A 20,919-nucleotide genomic window follows, 5' to 3' on the forward strand; every position below is an offset into this window, starting at 1 on the left:
AACGGCGCAATTCTCAGGAAATACTCAGGAATGCCGTCGTTCGGCCCAATACCCCGATCCCGTGCCTGACGGATGGTCAGGTGGTAATGCCGCCCCAACAGGGCGTTTGACCACCCGTCAGAGGAGCTCCCCCCTTGTCCCGTCCCCGCCCCACTCGGCGTACCCTGACCGCCACCGCCGCCTTCGTCGCCGCCGCGAGCGCACTGGCCGTCCCCGCCGCGTACTCCACCGACAGCCACCCCACCGCCCCGCACAACCGGGTCACCGCCGCGACCACCGTCACCGAGAACCGGCTGCCCTTCACCACCCGCTTCGAGGGCGACTTCCACGGCGGCATCACCCACATCGGCAACACCCTGATGACCTGCGACGAGACCCAGCCCCCGGTCGACCCGGCGCAGGCCCCCTGCGCGCAGGCCCGCAACGGCGACGGGCCCCGCCCGATCAACAACAACTTCCAGATGAAGTACATCAACATCGACGGCCCCGGCCACGTCGGCCCGCTCGGCGACCCGATCTACTCCTCCAGCTCCGCCGACCTGCAGATCCCCGAGGGCGCCACCGTCAAGTTCGCCCGCCTCTACTGGGGCGGCACCCGCGGCATCGGCGACACCGTGCTGCCCGAGAGCCAGATCGACGAGATCTACTTCAAGTTCGCCGGCGACGCCCAGTACACCAACATCGCCAACCAGCAGCCCTCCATCGGCTACATCACCACCGACGAGGAGAGCAGCTACCAGGCCTCCGCCGACATCACCGAGCAGGTCCGCAACCACGGCTCCGGCACCTACGAGGCCGCCGACATGGACTCCGTCGTCAAGCCGCACAGCTGGGGCGGCTGGACCGTCGTCGTCGCCTACGAGCGCGACTGCGAACCGCTGCGCCACCTGCACGTCTGGGACGGCTTCCAGCCCGAGCTCCCCAACAGCCCCGCCCTCACCGGCGTGCTGAGCGGCATCAAGACCCCCGCCACCGGCCCCGTCACCGGCCACCTCGGCTGGGTCGTCTACGACGGCGACCACAAGTGGACCGGCGACACCATGGACCTGAAGTCCACCAACGGCCCGCTCACCCGCTTCAGCGACGCCCTGCACCCCGCCAACGACGCCTTCACCTCCAACCTCGACAACGCCGACCCGGCCCAGCGCTTCAACCGCAACCCCGCCTACCCCAACACCTTCGGCTACGACGCCAACCGCTGGGACGTCTCCCCGTACCTGCGCAACGGCGACACCGACATCAGCGTCACCGTCAACACCCAGGGCGACGGCTACAACCTCGGCGTCTTCTACGCGGACGTCGACATCGACCCGGCCACCCTCCGCGGCGTGAAGGCCCAGCCGCGCTCCTCCTGGAGCGGCCAGCAGTAACCGCTCCACTCCCGTCCGGCCCGCCGCAGCCCCCGACCCGCGGCGGGCCGGACGCGTTCCCGGCCCGGGGCCCGGGCCGAGCGAGGACTCGGCCGTTCGGGGGAGGCGGGGGTTCGCGGCCGGGGGCGGGGGAACCGATGGCGGGTGGACGTGCTCGCTGTGGTGTTCGCCGTGTTCGGGGCCGCCTCCAACGCGGCCGGGACCGCCTTCCAGCGGAAGGCGGCGGCCCGGGTCGACCGGGGCGGGGGACTGCGGTTCCTCCTGGTGCTGGCCCGCGACCCGGCCTGGGTCGCGGGCATCGCCGGGGTGGCCGGGGCCGCGCTGTTCCAGGCGCTCGCGCTCGCGTTCGGGCCGCTCGCCCTGGTGCAGCCGGTGTTCGTGCTGGAACTGCCGTTCGCCCTGCTGATCGCCGCGCCGCTGCTGCACCGCCGGATGCCCGCCGCCGGCTGGGCCGGCGTCGCGGCGGTGGTCGGCGGCCTGGCCCTGTTCCTCGGCTGCGCCGCCCCCTCCGGCGCCGAGGACCAGGCGCCGATGAGCCGCTGGACGCCCGTCCTGATCGGCTGCCTCGGCGTGATGGCGCTGTGCGTCGCCGCCGCCCGCGGCCGCCACCGCGGGCCGGTGTTCCGGGCGGGGGCGCTCGGCACCGCCGCCGCGGTCGGCAACGCGCTCACCGCCGCCCTGCTGAAGTCCGCCACCGGCACCTTCTCCGACCACGGCCCGTCCGGGTTCCTCACCGCCTGGCAGACGTACGGCTTCGCGCTCACCGGCATCGCCGCCGTCCTGCTGCTGGAGAACGCCCTCCAGGCCGGCCCGCTGGTCGCCTCCCAGCCCGCGCTGACCATCGGCGACGCCGCCGTCAGCCTGCTGCTCGGCGTGGTGCTCTTCGACGAGACGGTCCGCACCGGCTGGCTGCTGATCCCCGAGGCGCTCGCCGTCGCCCTGGTGGTCGGCGGCGTCGTCACCCTGGTCCGGGCCGTCCCGAACATCCGCGAGACCGCGCACTGACGGAACCGCCCCGCCGGTCCGGGCGTCCGTCCTTCACGACGGCGGCCGGGTGATCATGGCCGCCGGTCGGGGTTCTGACGTTCTGACGGTCGGGGAGGAGCGCCGTGGCGGACGGTACGCCGGAGGAGACGGTGGAGGGCGGGGCGGCCCCGGACGGGCGGCGGTGGTGGCGCACCGCCGGGCCGGTCGGCTGCGGGGTGCTGCTGGCGGGCCCGGCCGTGCTCACCGCGGTGCGGCTGTTCGGGTGGGACGACGGCACGCTCTGGGCCCTGCCGATGTCCTTCCTGCCGTACGCGGCGCTGCTCACCGTCCTGCTGCTGCCCGTGGTCGCGCTGCTGCGCGCGAAGTGGCTGACCGGGGTCGCGGCCGCGCTGGTGCTGCTGCAGCTGTGGTGGCTGGTGCCCCGGTTCCTGCCGGACGGCGCGGACGTCCCGGCCGGCGCGCCCCGGCTGCGGGTGGCCACCAGCAACAACTTCATGGGCCAGGTCTCGCCCCGGGCCCTGGTCGACCTGGTGCGCGAACAGCGGATCGACGTGCTCGCCGTCGAGGAGCAGAGCGACTCCGCCGCCGCGGCACTGGACGCGGCCGGCATCCGCGCGCTGCTCCCGCACCGCGAACGCCCGGCCGGCAGCGACAGCGCGCTCTACACCCGGCTGCCCGTCAGCTCCGCCGCCGACCCGGCCTGGCCCTACGCCAACCTGACCGTCGAACTCGGCGGCCACCCGGTGCACCTGGTCGCCGTGCACACCTACTACCCGCTGGGCGACGTCCGCCGCTGGGCCGAAGGGCTGCACGCGCTGACCGCCGCCGCACCCGGGCGCACCCGCGACGCCGTCCTGCTGGGCGACTTCAACGCGACCCTCGACCACAAGCCGATGCGCGACCTGCTCGGCACCGGGCTGACCGACACCCACGAGGAGCTCGGCGCGGGCCTCTTCCCGACCTGGCCGGAGAACCACCCGGACTACCACGGCGTCCCGCCGCTGATCCAGATCGACCACGTCCTGCACGGCTCCGCGCTGACCGCCGTCGACGTCTCCGAGCACGCCCTGGCGCGCAGCGACCACCGCGCCGTGGTCGCCGAACTCGCCGTCACCCCGTAGCGGAGGAGGGCCGGGGACGGCCCCACACCGTCCCCGGCCCCTCCGCCCCCGCTCCCGGCCGGACCCCCACGGCCGCCGGGAAGCGGCCCGCTACCCGGCCGCTGGCGTGATGAGCCCGTAGTGCCCGTCGTAGCGGTGGTACAGGACGTTGCCGCGCCCGGTCGCGGCATCGGTGAAGAAGACGAACGGCAGGCCGGTCAGGTCCAGCCGCTCCCGGGCCAGCTCCGGCGACAGCACCGGCACGCCCAGCCGACTGGCCACCAGCCCCGGCACCGGGAGCGGCGGCGCGCCGGCCGAAGCCAGCCGGTAGCCGCCCGCCGTGCCCCGGTACACCACGCTCTCCCGGCCGCTGGCCGCGTCCGTGAACAGGTGGAAGTCGTAGTCCATCGCCTCCAGTTCGTGCACCGCCGCGAGCGGCGCGCAGCGCGCCAGACCGTAGCTCTTGTGCCGCACCACCCGCCGCTCCTCCGGCGGGCGCACCCGCCGCTCCGGCCGGTGCTCGGCGCCGCCGCCGACCGGGCGGCCCAGCGGCTCGCGCAGGTGCCGCGGGTGCCGGCGCAGCCGGGCCAGCCGGGAGACCAGCCGGTCCTGCAACAGGTCGACGGCCTCGCGCGCGGTCGCCGCCGCGACGTGCGCCCGCACCGGCCGGCCGTTCAGGTCGACCACGACCTGGGCCAGCGACGGCCGCGCCACCGCCCGGTCGGCCTCCTGCACCAGCCGCACCCGCACCGCGAGCACCGGCTCCGCCAGCCGCTCCAGCACGGCCCCGACCTTCTCCCGGGCGTACCGCGGCGCACCCGCCGACACCGCGCCCCGGGTCTCCACCAGCACCTCGGCCCTGGGACGGGTCTGCAAACCGCTCATCAGATCTCCTCTTCCCGACGTCCCGATGCCCCCACTCTGCTCCGGGCCGGCGGGCGGGCCGAGGGCCGAACGGTCCCGTCCGGTGGGTCAGTCGTCCCCGTGCTGCCGTTCGTGCTCCCGCGCGTCCCCGTGCTCCCGCTCGTCCCCGTGCTCCCGCTCCTCGCGGCGCTCCTTGCGGCGGCCGCGGAAGTGATGCACCAGCAGGGCCGCCAGCACCAGGCAGGCCACCGCCACGGCCACCGACTTGCCGACGGTGCCCTCGACCTTCGAGTAGGCCGCGCCCGCGAAGTAGCCGAGCAGCACGCAGCCCACGCCCCACAGCAGGCCGCCGAGCGCGTTGAACAGCAGGAACCGGCGGTAGGGCATCCTCGACACGCCCGCCAGGGCGGGCATCAGGGCCCGGAAGAAGGCCACGAACCGGCCCAGCAGGACGGCCACCGGGCCCCGGCGGCGCATCAACTCCTGCGCCCGGCCGATCCGTTCCGCGTGCCGGCGCATCGATTTGGTCTCCAGCACCCGCGGTCCCAGCCGCAGCCCCACCTCGTAGCCGACCGTGTCGCCCAGCACCGCCGCGCCCACCACCGCCACCAGCATCCAGCCCAGCGAGACGCTCCCCTGGTGGGCCAGCACGCCGCCGAGCACCGCCGCCGTCTCGCCCGGCAGCACGAACCCGAAGAACAGCGCGTCCTCGGCGAACACCAGCCCCGCCACCACCGCGTACACCACGGGCCCGGACAGCCCGCCCAGCCAGTCGGTCACCGCGCCCACCGGACCACCTCGCTCCCGTCCGTGCTCCCGTCCGTCCCACCGTAACGCCGGGGCCCGGACCCGACCGGCCCGGCAACGGCCCGGGGCGGGCAGACTGGGGGCGTGACAGCCACTCCACTCGCCAAGGGCGCGAACCTGCCGATCGACGCCCCCGCCGTCCGGGCCCGCCTAGGCCGGTCCGCCGCGCCGGGCGCGCCCGGGCCGGACGTCGCCGTGCTGCTGCTCGGCGCGGAGGGCGGCCCGCGACTGCTCCGCGGCGCGGAACGGGCCCCCGGCGTGGCGCTCGGGCCGGACGGGATCGACGTCGACCTGGCCGCGCTGCCGCCCGGCGTCCAGCGGGTGCTGCTGCTGGCCGTCACCGAAGGGCGCGGCCTCGGGGCCGTCCCCGGCCTGTCGCTGCGGCTCGACGACGCCCGGACCGGGGCCGCGCTGGCCCGCTTCGACCCCGCCGCGGGCGCGGAGAGCGCGCTGGTCTGCGGCGAGCTCTACCTGCGCCAGGGCCGCTGGAAGTTCCGCGCCGTCGGCCAGGGCTGGACGGACGGCCTGGCCGGCCTCGCCGTCGCGCACGGATTCACCCTCCGGGAGCCCGAGCCGCCCGTGCCGGTGCCGGTCGCGCCGCCGGTGCCGCCCGCGCCGCCCGCACCGGCGCCGGAGCCCGTCGAGGTGGTGGAGCACGAGCAGGAGCGGGCGCTGCCCGTCGAGATGCGCAAGCGGCTCAGCCTGCGCAAGCAGCAGGTCGCCGTCAGCCTGCGCAAGCACGGCGCCCAGCGGCTCACCGCCCGGGTGGTCCTGGTGCTGGACGCCTCCGGCTCGATGACCGCCCTCTACCGCCGGGGCGTGGTCGCCGACGTGGTCGAACGGATGGCCGCCGTCGCCGCCCAGCTCGACGAGGACCGCACCATGCAGGCGTGGACCTTCGCCACCTGGCCCGCCCGGCTGCCCGACCTGCGGCTGGCCGACCTCCCCGAGTGGCTGCGCCTGCACGTCCGGGTCGGCGAGGCGACGCTGTTCGGCCGCCGCAAGGTCCGCCCGCCGCTGCCGGACGGCCGGGTGGACATGCGGGCGATCGGCATCCAGAACGACGAACCGAAGGTGATCGCCCAGGTCCGGGCCCACGTGCGGGAGAACCCGACGCCCGAACCGACCCTGGTGCTGTTCTTCTCCGACGGCGGCGTCCACCGCAACAGCGAGATCGAGCGCGAGCTGCGGGCCGCCGTCGAGGAGCCGCTGTTCTGGCAGTTCGTCGGTCTCGGCCGCGGCGACTACGGCGTCCTCGAACGCTTCGACGCCCTCCCCGGCCGCCGGGTCGACAACGTCGGCTTCTTCGCGGTCGACGACATCAGCACCCTCCCGGACCCGGAGCTCTACGACCGCCTGCTCTCCGAGTTCCCGCAGTGGGTGGCGGCCGCCCGGCAGGCGGGGATCCTGCGCTGAGGCGGGCGCGGCGCGCCGGGGCGGTGCCGGGGGCGGGGCTGCCGATCATGGGGTGGTGGACGACGCACCGGACGGGACGGGCCCCGCGGCCGAGCGGCACGCGGGCTGGAACGAGCTGTTCTTCGACCTGATCGCGGTGGCGGGGGTCGGGCAGTTGGCGCACCTGCTGCACTCGGGGCCGGACTGGGGCGCGGCGGGGCTGTACGGGCTGCTGTTCGGGGCGTTCTGGCTGAGCTGGGCGTGCTTCACCGTGTACGGGGACGTGGTCGCGGAGCGGACCAGCTCGGCCGCGCTGTTCGTGGCGATGGCCGGGATGGCGGTGATGGCGGCGGCCGTCGAGGGCGTGCACGAGCAGGCCCGGGCGAACGCCTTCGCGCTGACGTACGTGCTGCTGCGCTGGTACGCGGGGCGGCTGTGGCGGCAGGGGCGGAGCCTGCTGGTGGTGCCGGACTGGCCGGTCGCCCAGTACGGCGCGGGGGCGCTGCCGTGGCTGGTGTCGACCGTCGCGCCGGAGTCCTGGCGGTACTGGCTGTGGGGCGCGGGCCTGCTGGTGGACGCGCTGCTGCTGCTCGCGGCGCGGGAGGACCGGGAACGGGTGGCCTCGCGCTGGGCGGCGCGCCGCGAGCGGCACCGGGGCGGGCCGGGCGCGGACCGGCCGCTGCCGGAGCTGCGCGAGGCGGGGGTGGACGCCGCGCACCTGGGGGAGCGGCTGGGCCTGTTCATGGTGATCGTGCTGGGCGAGGGCGTGGTGCAGGTGATCCGGGCCGCCTCCGACCAGGAGCACTGGGACGTCCGGCTGGCCTGGACCGGTCTGGCCGCGATGACGCTGCTGGCCTCGCTGTCGGTGCTGAGCGTGCGGCGCGGCGCGGCCGCGTTCCCGCAGCTGGTCGCGGGCGGGCGGCCGCGCCGGGTGATGCTCTGCCACGCGGCGGGCTCGGCCGCGCTCGCGGCGCTGGCGGCGGGGCTGGGCCGGGCGGTCGAGCACGCCCACGGCACCCTCCCGGACGACACCCGGCGGCTGCTGTGCGCCTCGCTGGCCTGCTACTTCGCGGTGGTGCTGGTGGCGGTGCCGCCGACGCTGGCCGACCGCGGGCGGCTGCGCGGCTTCCTGGCGCACACCGTCCCGGCGGTGCTGCTGCCGCTGCTGCTGGCCGTGCTGCCGGTGTCGATGGCGGCCGGGGCGGTGGTGCCGCTGCTGCTGGTGGCCACCCTGTGGGCGCGCGGCTACCGGACGGGGCGGGCCGGGTAGCGACGGGGACGGAACGCAACGAAAGGGTCACGTTCCGTTCTGTTAAATAGAACTGTTTGTCTGTTCACGGACAGGATCTCGGTCGGCTACCCCTCAGCTACCCCGACTGGAGTCCCGCGTGAGCCCCTCCTCCGCGCGCCGCCGCGCCCTCGGCGCGGCCGCCCTCGCCGCCACCGCCGCCCTCCTGCTCGGCGCCGTCACCACCGGCAGCGCCGCCGCCGCGACCGGCCGGGACGCGGCCGTCGCCCGGGCCAGGGCCAACGTCGCCCGGCACGCCGACCTGTTCGGCTACGGCCCCGGTCAGCAACTCGTCCTCAAGGACGTCGTCCTCGACCCGGACGGCACCCAGCACGTCCGCTTCGACCGCGACTACCAGGGGCTGCCGGTGGTCGGCGGCGACCTGGTGGTGCACCAGGACGCGCGCGGCCGGCTCGCCGACTCCTCCCGCGCCGCGGGCCACGACCCGGCGGTGCCCACCACCCGCCCGGCCGTCCCGGCCCAGCGCGGCGCCGCCGAGGCGCTGCGGCAGGCCCCGGGCATATCCGGGGCCGTCTCGACCCCCGAACTGGTGGTCTGGGCCGCCGACGGCACCGCCCGCCTCGCCTGGCGCACCACCGTCAGCGGCACCGGCAAGCAGGGCCAGCCCGCCGGCCGGGTGGTGGTCACCGACGCCACCACCGGCGCGGCCATCGACAGCTACGACGCCGAGCACTCCGCCACCGGCACCGGCCACTCCGAGTACACCGGCGACGTCGCCCTCGCCACCACCCAGCAGGCGGACGGCGGTTACGCGCTGATCGACCCCGTCCGCGGCCACACCACCAGGGACGCGCACAACCTCTCCGCCAACAGCGTCAAGGCCGGCTCGGGCACGCTCTACACCGACGCCGACGACGTGTGGGGCGACGGCCGGAAGTTCTCCACCGACCGGGCCACCGCCGCCGTCGACGCGCACGCCAACACCGCCTGGACGTACGACTACTACAAGAACACCTTCGGCCGCAGCGGCATCAAGAACGACGGCAAGGGCGCCACCGTCTTCGTCCACGTCGGCACCGACTGGGACAACGCCCAGTGGTCGGACGCCTGCTTCTGCATGATGACCGGCGACGGCAACGGCGGCACCGACCCCGAGCAGGTCGACCTCGACACCATGGGCCACGAGATGACCCACGGCGTCACCAGCGCCACCGCCAACCTCCGCTACAGCGGCGAGTCCGGCGGCCTGAACGAGTCCACCAGCGACATCTTCGGCACCATGGTCGAGTGGTACGCGAACAACGCGGTCGACAAGGGCGACTACCTGTTCAGCGACCAGTCCACCCCGCCGTGGCTGCGCCGCTTCGACCGGCCCTCGCTGGACGGCGGCTCGGCGGACTGCTGGAGCAAGAAGGTCGCCCGCCTCGACGTGCACTACTCCTCCGGCGTCGGCAACCACTGGTTCTACCTGGTCAGCGAGGGCAGCGGCGCCAAGACCGTCAACGGCGTCGCCTACGACTCGCCGACCTGCAACGGCTCGACCGTCACCGGCATCGGCAACCAGAAGGCCGCCGCGATCTGGTACCGGGCGCTGACCGTCTACATGACCTCCACCACCGACTACAAGGGCGCCCGGGCCGCCTCGCTGAACGCCGCCCGGGACCTGTACGGCGCGGGCTCCGCCGAGTACGCGGCGGTGGGCGCCGCCTGGAGCGCGGTCTCCGTCTCCTGACCCGCCGCCGACCCGGCGTCAGGCCCGGTACGCCAGGGCCCGGCGCAGGTGGTGGTCGGCGACGTCCAGCATCCACTGCCGGTCGGGGAAGTCACCGGCGGCGATCCGCAGCGGGCCGCCGACCAGGTCCAGGTGCATGGCGTACCGGTAGAAGGCGAGCCGGCGCGGGTCGAGGGCGGGGTCGCGCAGCGCCTCGTAGTGCGGGCCGAAGCGCATCCCCGTCCAGCAGTGCTCGATCTCGGGGTCGGCGTACAGCAGGCCCTCGACGTCGATCAGCACGGGTTCGCCGGCCGGCCCGATCAGGACGTGCTCGGGGCCCAACTCGCCGTGCACCACGCCGAGTTGGGCGCGCGGCTCGACCCCGGCGTACAGGACGTGCAGCTTCCCGGCCAGTTCGGACTCGGCGTCGGCGGCGCGCGGGTCGTGGGCGACGGCGGTGGCGAGGTTCACCAGCGCCCGGTCCCGGTAGGCCCGTTCGCAGCTGCCGCCGGTCGGGGCGCCGCCGGCGTCGAGCCACGCCACCCGGCCGAAGGCGGGGGCGCGGTGGGCGTGCATCCGGCGCAGCACCGCGGCCAGTTCGGCCAGGGCGCGCCGTCCGGCGGCCGGGTCGCGCTCCAGCAGGGACTCCAGGGTGCCGCCCCGGACGTCCTCGGCGACGGCGAGATCGGCCGGGTGGAGCCGGCCGGTGCGGTCGGTGAACAGCAGGCGCGGGGCGCGGGCGCCGACGGCCGCCAGGCGGCGGGTGGCGGCCTCCAGCGGGTCGAGGCCGGAGGCGTGCGAGAACGGGTGCGCCGGGTCGTCGTGGCCGTCCGGGAGCAGGCCGCTCCAGTAGTCCTCGTCGGCGCTCCACAGGTAGACGACCGCGCTGGTGCCGTCGTCCAGGGCGACCCGGTAGACGCCCTTCCTGGTGCCGCCGCGCAGCCGGTCGACGGCGGTGATCCGGCGGTCGGTGCCGAAGACCTCCCGGACGACGGGGGCCAGCGAGCGGGCGTCGGCGAACGAGCGGTGCGGCGGGTGCGCGGTGTCCATCGGCGCAGTCTCCCACCGGGCGGGCGCGCGGCCGGAACGGTTTTCCCGGCTCCGTCCGCGCCCCGCCCGGTGCGGGGTCAGCCGGTGAACGCCTCGACCAGCGTCCAGGTGGCCAGCACGGCCATGCACAGGCCGCCGACCCGCTGCACGGTGCGCAGCGGGACGCGCTTGGCGATGAAGCGGCCGACCAGCAGGGCCAGCGCGGAGACGGACATCAGGGCGGCGGCGGAGCCGATCGCGGTGGGCAGCCAGCCGTTGGTGGCGGCCAGGTTGGCGGTGGTGATCTGGGTCAGGTCGCCCCACTCGCCGATGAACACCGTCATGAAGGCGGTGCCCCAGACCGGCCAGAAGCCGGTGACGGTCCGCGCGCCGCCCTCCTCGTCGTCATCGTCGCCGCTGGAGCGCAGCAGCACGAAGGCGCCGAAGCCGAACAGTGCGGCGGAGACCAGCTTGACCGCGACGCCGGGCAGCAGGCTCAGCAGGCTGCCCGCGCCGACCGCGAGGGCGACGTGCACGAGGAAGGCCGCCGAGGTGCCGAACCAGACGTACAGCGGGCGCATCCGGGTGCCCATCGCCAGTGAGGCGAACATCGTCTTGTCGGGGAGTTCGGCGAGGAAGATCAGCCCGAAGGCGGTGAGCATCGCCAGGGGGTCGAAGGACATCGGAGTGCTTTCTGCAGGGGCCGGGCCGCGAGCTCGAACGGCACCGGGCGGGCGACGGGCGAACCTCTCGGCCCGGCACGACGAGACCTCCCGCACGGTGGGTGCGGCAGGGTCATGCACGGGGCCGAAGGTCTCGTCCGTCGCGGCAGCGGCCTGCCGCGACCCACGGGCCGGGACGGGCGAGCCGTCCAGTGTGTCGACCGGTGGTGTTTCGGGACTACTCCCCTTCGCTCCGGCGAGTCTAGGGGATCGGCAAAGCGCGGGTAAAGCCGCCCCCGTCCCGGTGTGGACCGCCGGGCCCTGGGCACGCGCGGGGCCGGACCGAAGGGAGCGAGGAGATGGACGAGATGCCGCAGGGCGGTGCGGGCGGCGTGCCCCACGGGCCCGACTACGCGGGCGACGACTACCGGGCGGAGGGCCGTCCGCCGACCGTCCGCCACGACCGGCGCAGCGAGGGCTGGCGCTTCGAGCGCGACGCCGAGCGGAGCGCCGACGAGGACCGGGACGCCGGCCGGGAGCACGAGACGGCGCAGGAGGACGGGCCCGAGGAGGGCCGGCCGGAGAGCGAGCAGGGGAACGCCACCACCGCCGAACCCGGCCGGGCCCGCCGGATCCACCCGGAGGAGGAGGTGCGCCCCGAGGACTGACGGCGGGACGGCGCCGGACCGGTGGCCCGTTCTCGACCGTGTGGGCGGGCGGCGGCGGCCGGTGGCGGCATGGACATGCCTGGTGGCGGGCGGTGCGGCGACCTGCCGGGCGGGCCGGGATCCGGACAGAATGCGGCCCGGCGGCCCGGCGTCCTTCTCCTGGGTACGGAACGCGAGTTAGCGTGACGGTGAGTTAGTTGCCCGAGGCACTCAATTGCCGGGCCCGCCCGCCGCACCCCCGACCCCGCACCCGGGACCGGGCCCGCGCGCCGACCGGGCCCCCGGGAAGGGAACCCACCATGGCCACCGCCGTCCCCACCACCCACCCCGCCCCGCGCGGCACCTGCCCGTTCGCACCGCCGCCCGCCTACCAGCAGGCCCGGCAGGACGAGCCGGTCAGCCGCGTCGCCCTCTGGGACGGCAGCCCGTCCTGGCTGGTCACCCGCCACCAGGACGCCCGCGACCTGCTCGCCGACCCCCGGCTCAGCGCCGACGCCACCCGCCCCGGCTTCCCCTTCCTCAGCGCCGCCGCCCGCCACATCGGCGCCGGCAAGGCGTCCTTCATCCGGATGGACGACCCCGAGCACCACCGGCTGCGCCGGATGCTCACCGGCGACTTCACCATCCGCCGGACCGCCGCCCTGCGCCCCGCGATCCAGCAGGTCGCCGACGACCTCTTCACCACCATGACCACCGGCCGCACCGGCGCCGACCTGGTCGCCGAGTTCGCCCTCCCGCTGCCCTCCCTGGTGATCTGCCTGCTGCTCGGCGTCCCCTACCGGGACCACGAGTTCTTCCAGCGCTGCAGCCGCACCCTGCTGCGCCGGGACAGTCCGATCGAACAGGTGGTCACCGCCCAGCAGGAACTCACCGACTACCTCGACGCCCTCACCGACCGCAAGCGCACCGAACCCGACGACGCCATCCTCAGCCGCCTGGTCGCCCGCGGCGAACTCACCACCGAGGAGATCGGCGCGATGGGCCGCCTGCTGCTCATCGCCGGCCACGAGACCACCGCCAACATGACCGCGCTCTCCGTCCTCGCCCTGCTCCAGCACCCCGACCAGCTCGCCCACCTGCGCGCCCACCCCGAAGCCACCCCCGCCGCCGTCGAGGAACTGCTGCGCTGGCTCAGCATCGTGCAGAGCGGCGTCACCCGGGTCGCCGTCGAGGACATCGAGATCGGCGGCGTCCTGATCCGGGCCGGCGAGGGCGTGATCTGCCAGCTCAACACCGCCAACCGCGACGAGGACCGCTACCCCGACGGCGACGCCCTCGACCTCACCCGCGACACCCGCCGCCACCTCGCCTTCGGCTTCGGCGTCCACCAGTGCCTCGGCCAGCCGCTGGCCCGGCTGGAACTGGAGATCGCCCTCGACACCGTGCTGCGCCGCCTGCCCGGACTGCGACTGGCCGTGCCCTTCGAGGAGATCCGCTTCCGCCACGAGATGACCGTCTACGGCATCGACTCCCTGCCCGTCACCTGGTGACCCCCGCCCCGAAAGGTAGGCCCCCCGTGCTCGTCCACGTCGACCCCGACCGGTGCTGCGGCGCCGGACAGTGCGTCCTCGCCGCCCCCGAGGTGTTCGACCAGCGCGAGGACGACGGCACCGTCCTGCTGCTCGACGCCAACCCGCCCGCCGCCCTCGTCCGGGAGGTCGCCGACGCCGTCGCCGCCTGCCCCGGAGGGGCGATCCGACTGGAGGAGGACCCGCCCCGGTAGGCTGCCCAGCCGGCACCGCAGCGAGTACGGGGAGAGCACGTGCAGGACACCGGGTCCGTCCCGCACGGGGTCGCCGACCTGCGCGGCCGGGCGGGCGGACCGCTGGTGCTCCACTACGGACCGCGCGCCGTGGTCGTGGTCGGCGGCGTGCCCGGCAGCGGCAAGTCCACCCTGCTGCGCCGCTGGGACGCCCCCGCCACCCTGATCGACCCCCGCACCACCCGGCTCGCCTGCCAGGCCAGGGTGCCCGCCGCCGTCCCCTACTCCCTCTACCGGCCCGCCGTGCGCCTGCTGCACCTGCTGCGCACCCGCGCCGCGTTCCGCCGCCCCGGCCCGCTGCTGGTGCACGACTGCGGCAGCCGCTGGTGGATGCGCCGGGCCCTCGCGCACTGGGCCCGGCGCGGCGGACGCGAACTGCACGTCGTGCTGCTCGCCGTCCGCCCCGCCGAAGCCCTCGCCGGACAGCACGCCCGGGCCCGCGCCGCCGCGCCGCGCACCTTCCGGCTGCACGTGCGGCGCACCGCCCGGCTGCTGGCCGGACTGGAACGGCGCGGGCGGGCGGCGTTCCCCGGCGCCCGGACGGTGCTGCTCGCCGACGCCGTCTCGCGCGAACGGCTGACCGGCGTCCGGTTCGGGAGCGCCGGAGACTGACCCCCCGTCAGTGACCGCGGGCGATCCACTCCGCCAGGTGCGGGGCCTCCGCGCCGACGGTGGTCGAATCGCCGTGCCCGGTGCGCACCACCGTCTCCGGGGGCAGCGTCAGCAGCCGCTCCCGGATCGAGGCGACGATGGTCGGGAAGTCCGAGAACGACCGGCCGGTGGCGCCCGGGCCGCCCGCGAACAGGGTGTCACCGGTGAAGACCGTGCCCAGCTCCGGCGCGTACAGGCTGACCGCGCCCGGGCTGTGCCCCGGCGTGTGCAGCACCGTCAGCACCGTGCCCGCCACCGGGATCTCCTGACCGTCCGCCAGCGCGGCGTCCGGCTCGCGGTCCGGGTGGGTCTGCCGCCACAGCACCTGGTCCGAGGGGTGCAGCAGCACCGGGGCGCCGCCGTTCAGTGCCGACAGCGCCGGGGCCGCGTCCACGTGGTCGTTGTGCGCGTGGGTGGAGACCACCGCCAGCAGCCGCCGACCGCCCAGCGCCGCGTGGATCGCCGCCGCGTCGTGCGCCGCGTCGATCACCACCGCCTCGCTGTCGTCACCGACGATCCACACGTTGTTGTCGACCTGCCAGGTGCCGCCGTCCAGGCTGAACTCGCCCGAGGTGACCAGCTGTTCGATCCGCGCCGCCATCAGAACACCACCACCGAGCGCAGCACCTCGCCGCGCTCCATCCGGGCGAACGCCTCCTCCACGCCGTCCAGCGGGATCGTCTCGCTGACGAACGCGTCCAGGTCCAACCGCCCCTGCAGGTACAGGTCGATCAGCATCGGGAAGTCCCGCTCCGGCAGGCAGTCCCCGTACCAGGACGACTTCAGCGCGCCGCCCCGCCCGAACACGTCCAGCAGCGGCAGCTCCAGCTTCATCTCCGGCGTCGGCACGCCCACCAGCACCACCGTGCCCGCCAGGTCACGGGCGTAGAACGCCTGCTCGTACGTCTCCGGGCGGCCCACCGCGTCGATCACCACGTCGGCGCCGTGGCCGCCGGTCAGGCTGCGGATCGTCTCCACCGCGTCCACCGCACGGGAGTTGACGGTGTGGGTGGCGCCCAGGCGCTGCGCCGTGGCCAGCTTGCGGTCGTCCACGTCCACCGCGATGATCGTGCCCGCCCCCGCCAGCCGGGAACCCACCACCGCCGCGTTGCCCACGCCGCCGCAGCCGATCACCGCGACGCTGTCGCCCCGGCCCACCTGCCCGGTGTTGATCGCCGCGCCCAGGCCCGCCATCACCCCGCAGCCCAGCAGACCGGCCGCCGCCGGCGACGCCGCCGGGTCGACCTTGGTGCACTGGCCCGCCGCGACCAGCGTCTTCTCCGCGAAGGAGCCGATGCCCAGCGCCGCGGACAGCTCGGTGCCGTCCTCCAACGTCATCTTCTGCTTCGCGTTGTGGGTGGCGAAGCAGTACCACGGCCGGCCGCGCTTGCACGCCCGACAACGACCGCACACCGCACGCCAGTTCAGGATCACGTAGTCACCCGGCGAGAGGTCCTCGACGCCCTCGCCGACCGACTCCACCACGCCCGCCGCCTCGTGCCCCAGCAGGAACGGGAACTCGTCGTTGATCCCGCCCTCCCGGTAGTGCAGGTCCGTGTGGCACACCCCGCACGCCTGCACCTTCACCACCGCCTCACCCGGCCCCGGATCCGGCACCACGACGGGCACCACCTCCACCGGCGCCCCCTTCGCACGCGCGATCACACCCCGGACAACCTGAGCCATCTTCGGTACCCGTCCTCACTCGATCAACGGCGGCGCCCGGCACTGGACGCCGCCCAGCAGCGAACTTACGCCCTTTCAGCAGGGAAGTCGCCCGATCGGACCTGCGGCACGCGTGCTGCCTCCGGCGGGGAGGCGGGGACGCCGGGAAGGGGACGCCGGGAAGGGGGTGGTGAGGGTGTAGCTGCGCCGGGCCTTGGGGGTGGTGGCGGCGAAGTCGCCCGATCGGACCTGCGGCGCGCGCGACGCCCCCGGCGGGGAGGCGCCACGCGCGCCGGGCGGGGCGGTCAGCCCCGGGGGAGGGACAGCAGCGCCCGGGCCCGCTCGGGGGTGATCAGCTCGGCCAGCAGCGGATCGGCCAGCAGCGAGACCGGCGCCAGGTGGTCCGGGCCCGCCGGGTGCCACAGCGGCAGCGCCGCCAGCAGCTCGGACCAGGCCCGCTCGGCGACCTCCGGCGCGATCTCCGGCCCGGGCCGGCCGTAGTGGGGGCCGGGGCCCAGCGGGGCGGGCTCGTCCCCGGCCCGCCGTTCGGAGCGCGGCCCCCCGGCCGACCGGGCCGCCAACAGCTCGTCCCCGGCCGGGCCGATGGTCCCCGGGGCGACCTCGGCCCAGGACCCGCTGTACCGGAGGGTGGAGTTCGACGGCACGATGAAGTGCATGGTCGTCACCTCGGAGCGGACCTCCCCGCCCGGCCGGGCCGCCCGCTCGGACGCCGCCCGCTGCTCCTCCAGGTGGGCGGCGAGCCCGTCGACCACCGCGTGCACGGCTGCGTCGAACTCCGGCGGCCCGTAGCGGAACCGGAAACCGGGCGCGGTCATCGCCTCGTACTCGGCGAGCGCCGCGCGCAGCACCCGCGGGCCGTTCTCGCGGAGCTTGTCCAGGGTGTACGGCTCGTGCCCGTCCGCCTCCCGGACCAGCCGGACCAGCAGCGGCAGGAAGCCCTCGGACAGCAGCGGCTCGGCCAGGAACACCTTGGCGTCCCGCAGGCTCCACGGGATGCCGTTCTTCCCGGTCCGCCAGCCGTCCAGCAGCAACCGCAACTGCAACAGCAGCAGGCGGGCCCGCGGCCGGCCGAACTCCTTGGCCTGACCGAACAGGTCCAGCGCGAGGTCGAGTTCGCCCGCGAGCGCCGCCCGGCGGCCGCGCTCCACCTCGGCGTCCCAGTGGTCCCGGGTCGGCCCGGCGGGCTGGGCGAGCGCGTGCATGGTGCGCCACTGGGCGCGGACCAGCTCGGCGAAGGACGCGTGGCGCTGCAATCCCTCGCCCGACCAGGAGGCCAGCCAGTAGCCCGCCCACTCGCCGTCCGCGTCCACGTCCTCCGGGTCGAGCAGCAGCACCGCGGCGTCACCGGCCAGGGACAGCCGCAGCGAACGGGCCAGGATCCGGGCCTCGGCGACCGCGACCTCGTCGTACTCGTCCTCCTCGTCCTCTTCGCCCTCGGACAGGCCGGCCAGTTCCTCCCAGATGCCGATCCAGTGGCGTTCCGGGGTGTCCCGCAGCCAGTCCAACCCGGTGGTGCCGGCCAGCTCCTCGATGAACGGGCCGGTCTCCCGCCAGCCGTCGGTGACCAGCAGGAACTCGCGCAGCGAGGGCGGCAGCGGGCGGCCGAGGCGGGCCTCGGCGGCGGCGACCTCCGGCTCGGTGGCGGGGGAGAAGCCGAGCCAGCCGTCCCGGAGCACCTCGGGGTCGACCGGGCCCTCCTCGGGGTCGGCCTGCTTCGCGGTGATCCACTCGGTGCTCCACAGCTCCAGGAACTCCCGCCACTGCACCCGGTCCATGCCCACTTCGGTCCTCTCCTCCGCCATGATCGACGGACCCCACTCCAGCACGTCCCACCGTCACCGGGCTGGGCCGTTCGTGTGGTGAGCGCACGGTATCGGTGAAGGTTCTGCGTCGATGCGCGGATCCCCGGGCCCGGCGGGTAGTCGGGCTCGTGCCGTCAGCTTTTCGGCACCGCCGCCGTCGCCGCCCGGAAGGAAGCCACCCCGCATGGCCGTCGCCACCTGCTGGTCCACCGCCGTCACCCTCCCGCACAGCCCGCACCCCGACCTGGCGGTGGAGGCCGGGCTGCACTTCGACACCTCGCTGCCCTACGCCGTCCGGCTGGTCTTCCCACCGGTGGGCCGGATCGACGCCGTGGAGTGGGTCTTCGGCCGCGACCTGCTCAACGAGGGCCGCCTCGCCCCCGCCGGACACGGTGACGTGACCGTTCGCCCCGGCGCCGCCGGCGAGGTCCTGGTCACCCTGCACGGCGGCACCGGAGAGGCAGTGGTCAGCGTCCCGGCCGAGATCGTCACCGGCTTCCTGGTCGAGTGCTACGCCCTCGTCCCGTCCGGCCACGAGGGCGACCACCTGGACGTGGACGGCCTGATCGCCCGGGTGCTGGAAGCCTCTTGAAGTCCCTCGGAGCGCCTCAGAGTCGCTGAAGGTACACGTGCAGGCTGTACGGGCCACCGACCTCCGCCGCCTCCAGGTGTCCCGCTACCGCCTGACCGCCTTCCAGACCGCACGTCACATGGATGTTCGGAACACCGTCGCGGATCTCACCGTTTCCGGCGACCTCCGCAAGACGGCCGGAGGTGTGCACGGCTTCCCGAGGGTTGTCGGCCCTCATGTTGGAGACCGTGAACGACCGTGCCGCCCCGACGCAGGAGACCACCGCCGCGTTCGTGATGCCCCGCTCCTTGACGATCTCAGCCAACGCCGCCATCGCGTCGCCCCTGTCCCCGAGGATGATCAGTTCCACGGCCGTTCTCCGTTCAGTCCCAAGCCGATCGCCCGCACGGTCTCCCTGCTGGGCTCCGTACGAAGAGCCCCCACCAGAAGGGCTCTTGCTGCGGCTGAGCCGCCCCGACAGCCTCTCCCAGGAAGACCGCCGCGCACCAGCGGTTCGAAACGTCGTGGGGGTCGTGCAGCAGTTGGCCGAGACTGCGGAGCTCGGCGGCCGGGGCCGCCACCGCCGTGTAGCGCGAGGCATCAGGCCAGGAGAGACCGAAGGTCCGCCGGGTGAAGCAGCGCATGCAGCGCCGGCGGGTCTCCGCATCGTGCCGCATGGACTGCTCGGCCCGCTCGATCAGATCGGGGTGGCGGGTCTTGAACAGGGTGCCCTGCGCATTGCCGCGCAGCAGGGAGGTGGATCCGCCCTCCAGCTAACGGACCAGGCGGCGTTTGGTTCCCTGGTCCCTGTCGGCGAGGTTCGCCAGGGCGATCGAGAGATCGTACGGACCGATGTTCCGAGACAGGTACGACTCGTCACCCCCGGCCACCGCAGCAAGCATGTCCAGCAACTCCGCCCTGCGCGGACCGGAGACGGCAACGCCGTGGGCGGCGCGGCGCTCTGCTCGGGTGGCCCGGGCTTCCTGTTCGAGGTCGGTACCGGGGACCCCGAGTGCCAGGGCCAGCAGCCCGACCCAGTAGTCGCCCGGGACGACCTTCCCGGTCTCCCAGCGTTTCAACGGACGGTGAGCCCCTGACCTTCTACAGCTTCACCGCCGCCGTCCAGTGGGCGAACGCCCGTGACTGAGCAGTGGGAGCCCCAAGAAGGGCGCCCGGCCTACGACCAGTGCTCGGGCCGAATGGTGAGGATCATCTCCGTGCACGCCTTCGGCGCCTTCGTCCGCCCCCTCCGGGGTGGGCGGGAAGCCCTCGCGAAGCTGCCGGACCTGGTCTCCCCGGAGGACCGTGCAGATTTCACCGACGACCCCATGGGCGGCACGAGTTGATTCAGTGGGACGCTGCCGTGGCGCTGGCGGTCCGCCTCACCGAGGCCACCGGTTCCGAAACCCGGATCCTCCGAACGCCTCAAGGCGGATACCGGCTCGAAACCGTCTCGTCCGACTTCGATCCAGTGGTGGTGGACGCGGTCCTGGCCGATCTGGTCAGTGGTGCCCTGGAGCCGTGGGGACTGCCGGGGGTCCGTCCGGAAGTCACCTGGGTGGGCGGGTGAGGCGGTGGTAGCAGTGGCGGCCTGATGTGCTGACAGCCGCGCTGTCAGCACGTCAGGCCGGGGCCGGCACCCGCTGCCCGGCTTGAGGGCCCGGGGCCGGGTGGGGGTCAGGAGGTGGGCATCAGGACGGTGTCGACGATGTAGACGGTGGCGTTGGCGGTCTGGACGTTGCCGCACAGGACCTTGGCGCCGTTGTTGACGGTGAAGTCCTGGCCCGAGCCGTTGACGGTCAGGTCGGTGCCCTCCAGGGAGGGGTGCTTGCCGGGGAGGGCGGTGGGGGAGAGGCGGTCGGGGGCGACGTGGTAGGTCAGCAGCTTGGTGAGCTTGGCCTTGTCGGCCAGGACGGCGTCCAGGTCGGCCTTGGGGAGCTTGGCGAAGGCGTCGTTGGTGGGGGCGAAGACGGTGATGTTCTGTGCGGAGTTGAGGGTGTCGACCAGGCCGGCCTGCTTGACGGCGGTCACCAGGGTGGAGAGCAGCGGGTTGTTGGAGGCGGCGGTGGCGACCGGGTCCTTGGCCATGCCGGTGAAGGAGCCGGCGCCGTCCTTGGGCACGGCGGCGCAGGCCGCGCCGAACGGTCCGTCGGCGACCGTGGCGGGAGACGCGGCGGCGGGGGAGGACACGGCGGAGGACGCGGCCGGGGTCGCGCTGTCGGTGGCGGAACCCGAGCTGCTGCACGCGCCGAGGGTGAGGGCCAGGGACCCGGCGGCGAGCAGGGCGGCGAACGGGCGGGAGCGGAGCAGCGAAACGCGCATGGAAGTGCCTTTTCTGGGAGGTGGGTCGCGAAACGAAGGGGTGAAGCGGTCTCAGTGCACGGTGACGACGGTGCTGTGCCAGCCCGTCGCTCCGGCGGGGAAGGGGGCGGCGCGCCGTTCGGGTTGCACGGCGCCGGTGGCGTCGGTGGCGCGGACCTCGATGCGGTGGGTGCCGGGGGTCGCGTTCGTCCAGGCGTAGGACCACTGCCGCCACAGGTCGGGTCCGGCGTCGGCGGCCAACTCGGCTTGCTGCCACGGGCCTTCGTCGATGCGGAGTTCGACG

The 20,919-nt window shown here is 74.6% G+C and carries 22 protein-coding genes and 1 pseudogene; 12 read left to right on the plus strand and 11 right to left on the minus strand.

Annotated elements, in window-relative coordinates; genetic code table 11:
• The first annotated feature begins 134 nt into the window (after window positions 1-134).
• From ABD345_RS33020 to ABD345_RS33030, 3 genes are all read left to right on the plus strand, one after another.
• A complete protein-coding gene (locus tag ABD345_RS33020; protein ID WP_344557583.1) occupies window positions 135-1,370 on the plus strand; it encodes a hypothetical protein in 1,236 nt (411 codons plus the stop codon).
• A 144-nt stretch (window positions 1,371-1,514) separates the two neighbouring features.
• Window positions 1,515-2,375 carry a DMT family transporter gene (locus ABD345_RS33025; RefSeq protein WP_344557585.1) on the plus strand — a complete coding sequence of 287 codons (861 nt, stop codon included), beginning with the start codon at window positions 1,515-1,517 and terminating at the stop codon, window positions 2,373-2,375.
• A gap of 104 nt (window positions 2,376-2,479) precedes the next feature.
• On the plus strand, window positions 2,480-3,478 hold the full coding sequence (locus tag ABD345_RS33030) for an endonuclease/exonuclease/phosphatase family protein (protein WP_344557587.1): 999 nt from the start codon (window positions 2,480-2,482) through the stop codon (window positions 3,476-3,478).
• Window positions 3,479-3,568: 90 nt separating this feature from the next.
• Here ABD345_RS33030 and ABD345_RS33035 read toward each other — a convergent pair whose 3' ends face one another.
• Window positions 3,569-4,342: a ribosome hibernation promotion factor gene (locus tag ABD345_RS33035; protein WP_344557589.1), complete on the minus strand. Its 774-nt coding sequence runs from the start codon at window positions 4,340-4,342 to the stop codon at window positions 3,569-3,571.
• An 87-nt stretch (window positions 4,343-4,429) separates the two neighbouring features.
• Window positions 4,430-5,110 (minus strand): DedA family protein, encoded by a 681-nt coding sequence (locus tag ABD345_RS33040; protein WP_344557591.1) that lies wholly within the window; start codon window positions 5,108-5,110, stop codon window positions 4,430-4,432.
• Between the two features lie 102 nt (window positions 5,111-5,212).
• Here ABD345_RS33040 and ABD345_RS33045 point away from each other — a divergent pair, with 102 nt between their 5' ends.
• The 3 genes from ABD345_RS33045 to ABD345_RS33055 all read left to right on the plus strand — a co-directional run bounded on the left by ABD345_RS33045 (window position 5,213) and on the right by ABD345_RS33055 (window position 9,504).
• Complete coding sequence (locus tag ABD345_RS33045; protein WP_344557593.1) at window positions 5,213-6,544, plus strand: vWA domain-containing protein; 1,332 nt, start codon at window positions 5,213-5,215, stop codon at window positions 6,542-6,544.
• Window positions 6,545-6,599: 55 nt separating this feature from the next.
• Complete coding sequence (locus ABD345_RS33050) at window positions 6,600-7,793, plus strand: low temperature requirement protein A (RefSeq protein ID WP_344557595.1); 1,194 nt, start codon at window positions 6,600-6,602, stop codon at window positions 7,791-7,793.
• Between the two features lie 118 nt (window positions 7,794-7,911).
• Entirely contained in the window at window positions 7,912-9,504 is a 1,593-nt protein-coding gene (locus tag ABD345_RS33055; RefSeq protein ID WP_344557597.1) for a M4 family metallopeptidase, read from the plus strand.
• 18 nt (window positions 9,505-9,522) lie between these two features.
• Here the strand turns inward: ABD345_RS33055 and ABD345_RS33060 are convergent, their stop codons facing one another.
• Both ABD345_RS33060 and ABD345_RS33065 read right to left on the minus strand, forming a co-directional pair.
• Window positions 9,523-10,533 (minus strand): phosphotransferase family protein, encoded by a 1,011-nt coding sequence (locus tag ABD345_RS33060; RefSeq protein WP_344557598.1) that lies wholly within the window; start codon window positions 10,531-10,533, stop codon window positions 9,523-9,525.
• Between the two features lie 77 nt (window positions 10,534-10,610).
• The gene (locus tag ABD345_RS33065) at window positions 10,611-11,195 is read right to left on the minus strand and encodes a TMEM165/GDT1 family protein (RefSeq protein WP_344557599.1); all 585 of its coding nucleotides are present in this window, start codon (window positions 11,193-11,195) and stop codon (window positions 10,611-10,613) included.
• 338 nt (window positions 11,196-11,533) lie between these two features.
• Here ABD345_RS33065 and ABD345_RS33070 point away from each other — a divergent pair, with 338 nt between their 5' ends.
• The 4 genes from ABD345_RS33070 to ABD345_RS33085 all read left to right on the plus strand — a co-directional run bounded on the left by ABD345_RS33070 (window position 11,534) and on the right by ABD345_RS33085 (window position 14,216).
• Window positions 11,534-11,842 (plus strand): hypothetical protein, encoded by a 309-nt coding sequence (locus ABD345_RS33070; protein ID WP_344557600.1) that lies wholly within the window; start codon window positions 11,534-11,536, stop codon window positions 11,840-11,842.
• 299 nt (window positions 11,843-12,141) lie between these two features.
• Window positions 12,142-13,332 (plus strand): cytochrome P450, encoded by a 1,191-nt coding sequence (locus ABD345_RS33075; protein ID WP_344557601.1) that lies wholly within the window; start codon window positions 12,142-12,144, stop codon window positions 13,330-13,332.
• Between the two features lie 26 nt (window positions 13,333-13,358).
• On the plus strand, window positions 13,359-13,565 hold the full coding sequence (locus tag ABD345_RS33080; RefSeq protein ID WP_344557602.1) for a ferredoxin: 207 nt from the start codon (window positions 13,359-13,361) through the stop codon (window positions 13,563-13,565).
• Window positions 13,566-13,604: 39 nt separating this feature from the next.
• The gene (locus ABD345_RS33085; protein ID WP_344557603.1) at window positions 13,605-14,216 is read left to right on the plus strand and encodes an AAA family ATPase; all 612 of its coding nucleotides are present in this window, start codon (window positions 13,605-13,607) and stop codon (window positions 14,214-14,216) included.
• A gap of 7 nt (window positions 14,217-14,223) precedes the next feature.
• Here ABD345_RS33085 and ABD345_RS33090 read toward each other — a convergent pair whose 3' ends face one another.
• The 3 genes from ABD345_RS33090 to ABD345_RS40380 all read right to left on the minus strand — a co-directional run bounded on the left by ABD345_RS33090 (window position 14,224) and on the right by ABD345_RS40380 (window position 17,716).
• The gene (locus ABD345_RS33090; RefSeq protein ID WP_344557605.1) at window positions 14,224-14,856 is read right to left on the minus strand and encodes an MBL fold metallo-hydrolase; all 633 of its coding nucleotides are present in this window, start codon (window positions 14,854-14,856) and stop codon (window positions 14,224-14,226) included.
• On the minus strand, window positions 14,856-15,941 hold the full coding sequence (locus ABD345_RS33095; RefSeq protein ID WP_344557607.1) for an S-(hydroxymethyl)mycothiol dehydrogenase: 1,086 nt from the start codon (window positions 15,939-15,941) through the stop codon (window positions 14,856-14,858). Before ABD345_RS33095 ends, ABD345_RS33090 begins: the two co-directional genes overlap by 1 nt.
• A gap of 284 nt (window positions 15,942-16,225) precedes the next feature.
• A complete protein-coding gene (locus ABD345_RS40380; RefSeq protein ID WP_425556919.1) occupies window positions 16,226-17,716 on the minus strand; it encodes an SMI1/KNR4 family protein in 1,491 nt (496 codons plus the stop codon).
• A 211-nt stretch (window positions 17,717-17,927) separates the two neighbouring features.
• Between ABD345_RS40380 and ABD345_RS33105 the strand changes: the two genes are divergently transcribed.
• Window positions 17,928-18,335 carry an SsgA family sporulation/cell division regulator gene (locus ABD345_RS33105; protein WP_344557609.1) on the plus strand — a complete coding sequence of 136 codons (408 nt, stop codon included), beginning with the start codon at window positions 17,928-17,930 and terminating at the stop codon, window positions 18,333-18,335.
• Between the two features lie 16 nt (window positions 18,336-18,351).
• Here ABD345_RS33105 and ABD345_RS33110 read toward each other — a convergent pair whose 3' ends face one another.
• Together ABD345_RS33110 and ABD345_RS33115 are read right to left on the minus strand one after the other, a co-directional pair.
• Complete coding sequence (locus ABD345_RS33110; protein ID WP_344557611.1) at window positions 18,352-18,684, minus strand: PCC domain-containing protein; 333 nt, start codon at window positions 18,682-18,684, stop codon at window positions 18,352-18,354.
• A 403-nt stretch (window positions 18,685-19,087) separates the two neighbouring features.
• Window positions 19,088-19,393: a hypothetical protein gene (locus ABD345_RS33115; protein ID WP_344557613.1), complete on the minus strand. Its 306-nt coding sequence runs from the start codon at window positions 19,391-19,393 to the stop codon at window positions 19,088-19,090.
• A gap of 284 nt (window positions 19,394-19,677) precedes the next feature.
• Here ABD345_RS33115 and ABD345_RS33120 point away from each other — a divergent pair, with 284 nt between their 5' ends.
• The gene (locus ABD345_RS33120; RefSeq protein WP_344557615.1) at window positions 19,678-19,884 is read left to right on the plus strand and encodes a hypothetical protein; all 207 of its coding nucleotides are present in this window, start codon (window positions 19,678-19,680) and stop codon (window positions 19,882-19,884) included.
• 107 nt (window positions 19,885-19,991) lie between these two features.
• Here ABD345_RS33120 and ABD345_RS33125 read toward each other — a convergent pair whose 3' ends face one another.
• Together ABD345_RS33125 and ABD345_RS33130 are read right to left on the minus strand one after the other, a co-directional pair.
• Window positions 19,992-20,636: a fasciclin domain-containing protein gene (locus ABD345_RS33125; RefSeq protein ID WP_344557617.1), complete on the minus strand. Its 645-nt coding sequence runs from the start codon at window positions 20,634-20,636 to the stop codon at window positions 19,992-19,994.
• A 51-nt stretch (window positions 20,637-20,687) separates the two neighbouring features.
• Window positions 20,688-20,919 (minus strand): annotated as a pseudogene (locus ABD345_RS33130) (molybdopterin-binding oxidoreductase); the annotation flags it as partial.

This window comes from Kitasatospora saccharophila (assembly GCF_039529925.1).
Lineage (GTDB): Bacteria > Actinomycetota > Actinomycetes > Streptomycetales > Streptomycetaceae > Kitasatospora > Kitasatospora saccharophila.

Coding starts and splice junctions, on each gene's coding strand:
- ABD345_RS33035 (WP_344557589.1), bottom strand. CDS start 4,342: ATGAGCGGTTTGCAGACCCGTCCCAGGGCCGAGGTGCTGGTGGAGACC.
- ABD345_RS33060 (WP_344557598.1), bottom strand. CDS start 10,533: ATGGACACCGCGCACCCGCCGCACCGCTCGTTCGCCGACGCCCGCTCG.
- ABD345_RS33065 (WP_344557599.1), bottom strand. CDS start 11,195: ATGTCCTTCGACCCCCTGGCGATGCTCACCGCCTTCGGGCTGATCTTC.
- ABD345_RS33070 (WP_344557600.1), top strand. CDS start 11,534: ATGGACGAGATGCCGCAGGGCGGTGCGGGCGGCGTGCCCCACGGGCCC.
- ABD345_RS33075 (WP_344557601.1), top strand. CDS start 12,142: ATGGCCACCGCCGTCCCCACCACCCACCCCGCCCCGCGCGGCACCTGC.
- ABD345_RS33090 (WP_344557605.1), bottom strand. CDS start 14,856: ATGGCGGCGCGGATCGAACAGCTGGTCACCTCGGGCGAGTTCAGCCTG.
- ABD345_RS33095 (WP_344557607.1), bottom strand. CDS start 15,941: ATGGCTCAGGTTGTCCGGGGTGTGATCGCGCGTGCGAAGGGGGCGCCG.
- ABD345_RS40380 (WP_425556919.1), bottom strand. CDS start 17,716: ATGGACCGGGTGCAGTGGCGGGAGTTCCTGGAGCTGTGGAGCACCGAG.
- ABD345_RS33105 (WP_344557609.1), top strand. CDS start 17,928: ATGGCCGTCGCCACCTGCTGGTCCACCGCCGTCACCCTCCCGCACAGC.
- ABD345_RS33125 (WP_344557617.1), bottom strand. CDS start 20,636: ATGCGCGTTTCGCTGCTCCGCTCCCGCCCGTTCGCCGCCCTGCTCGCC.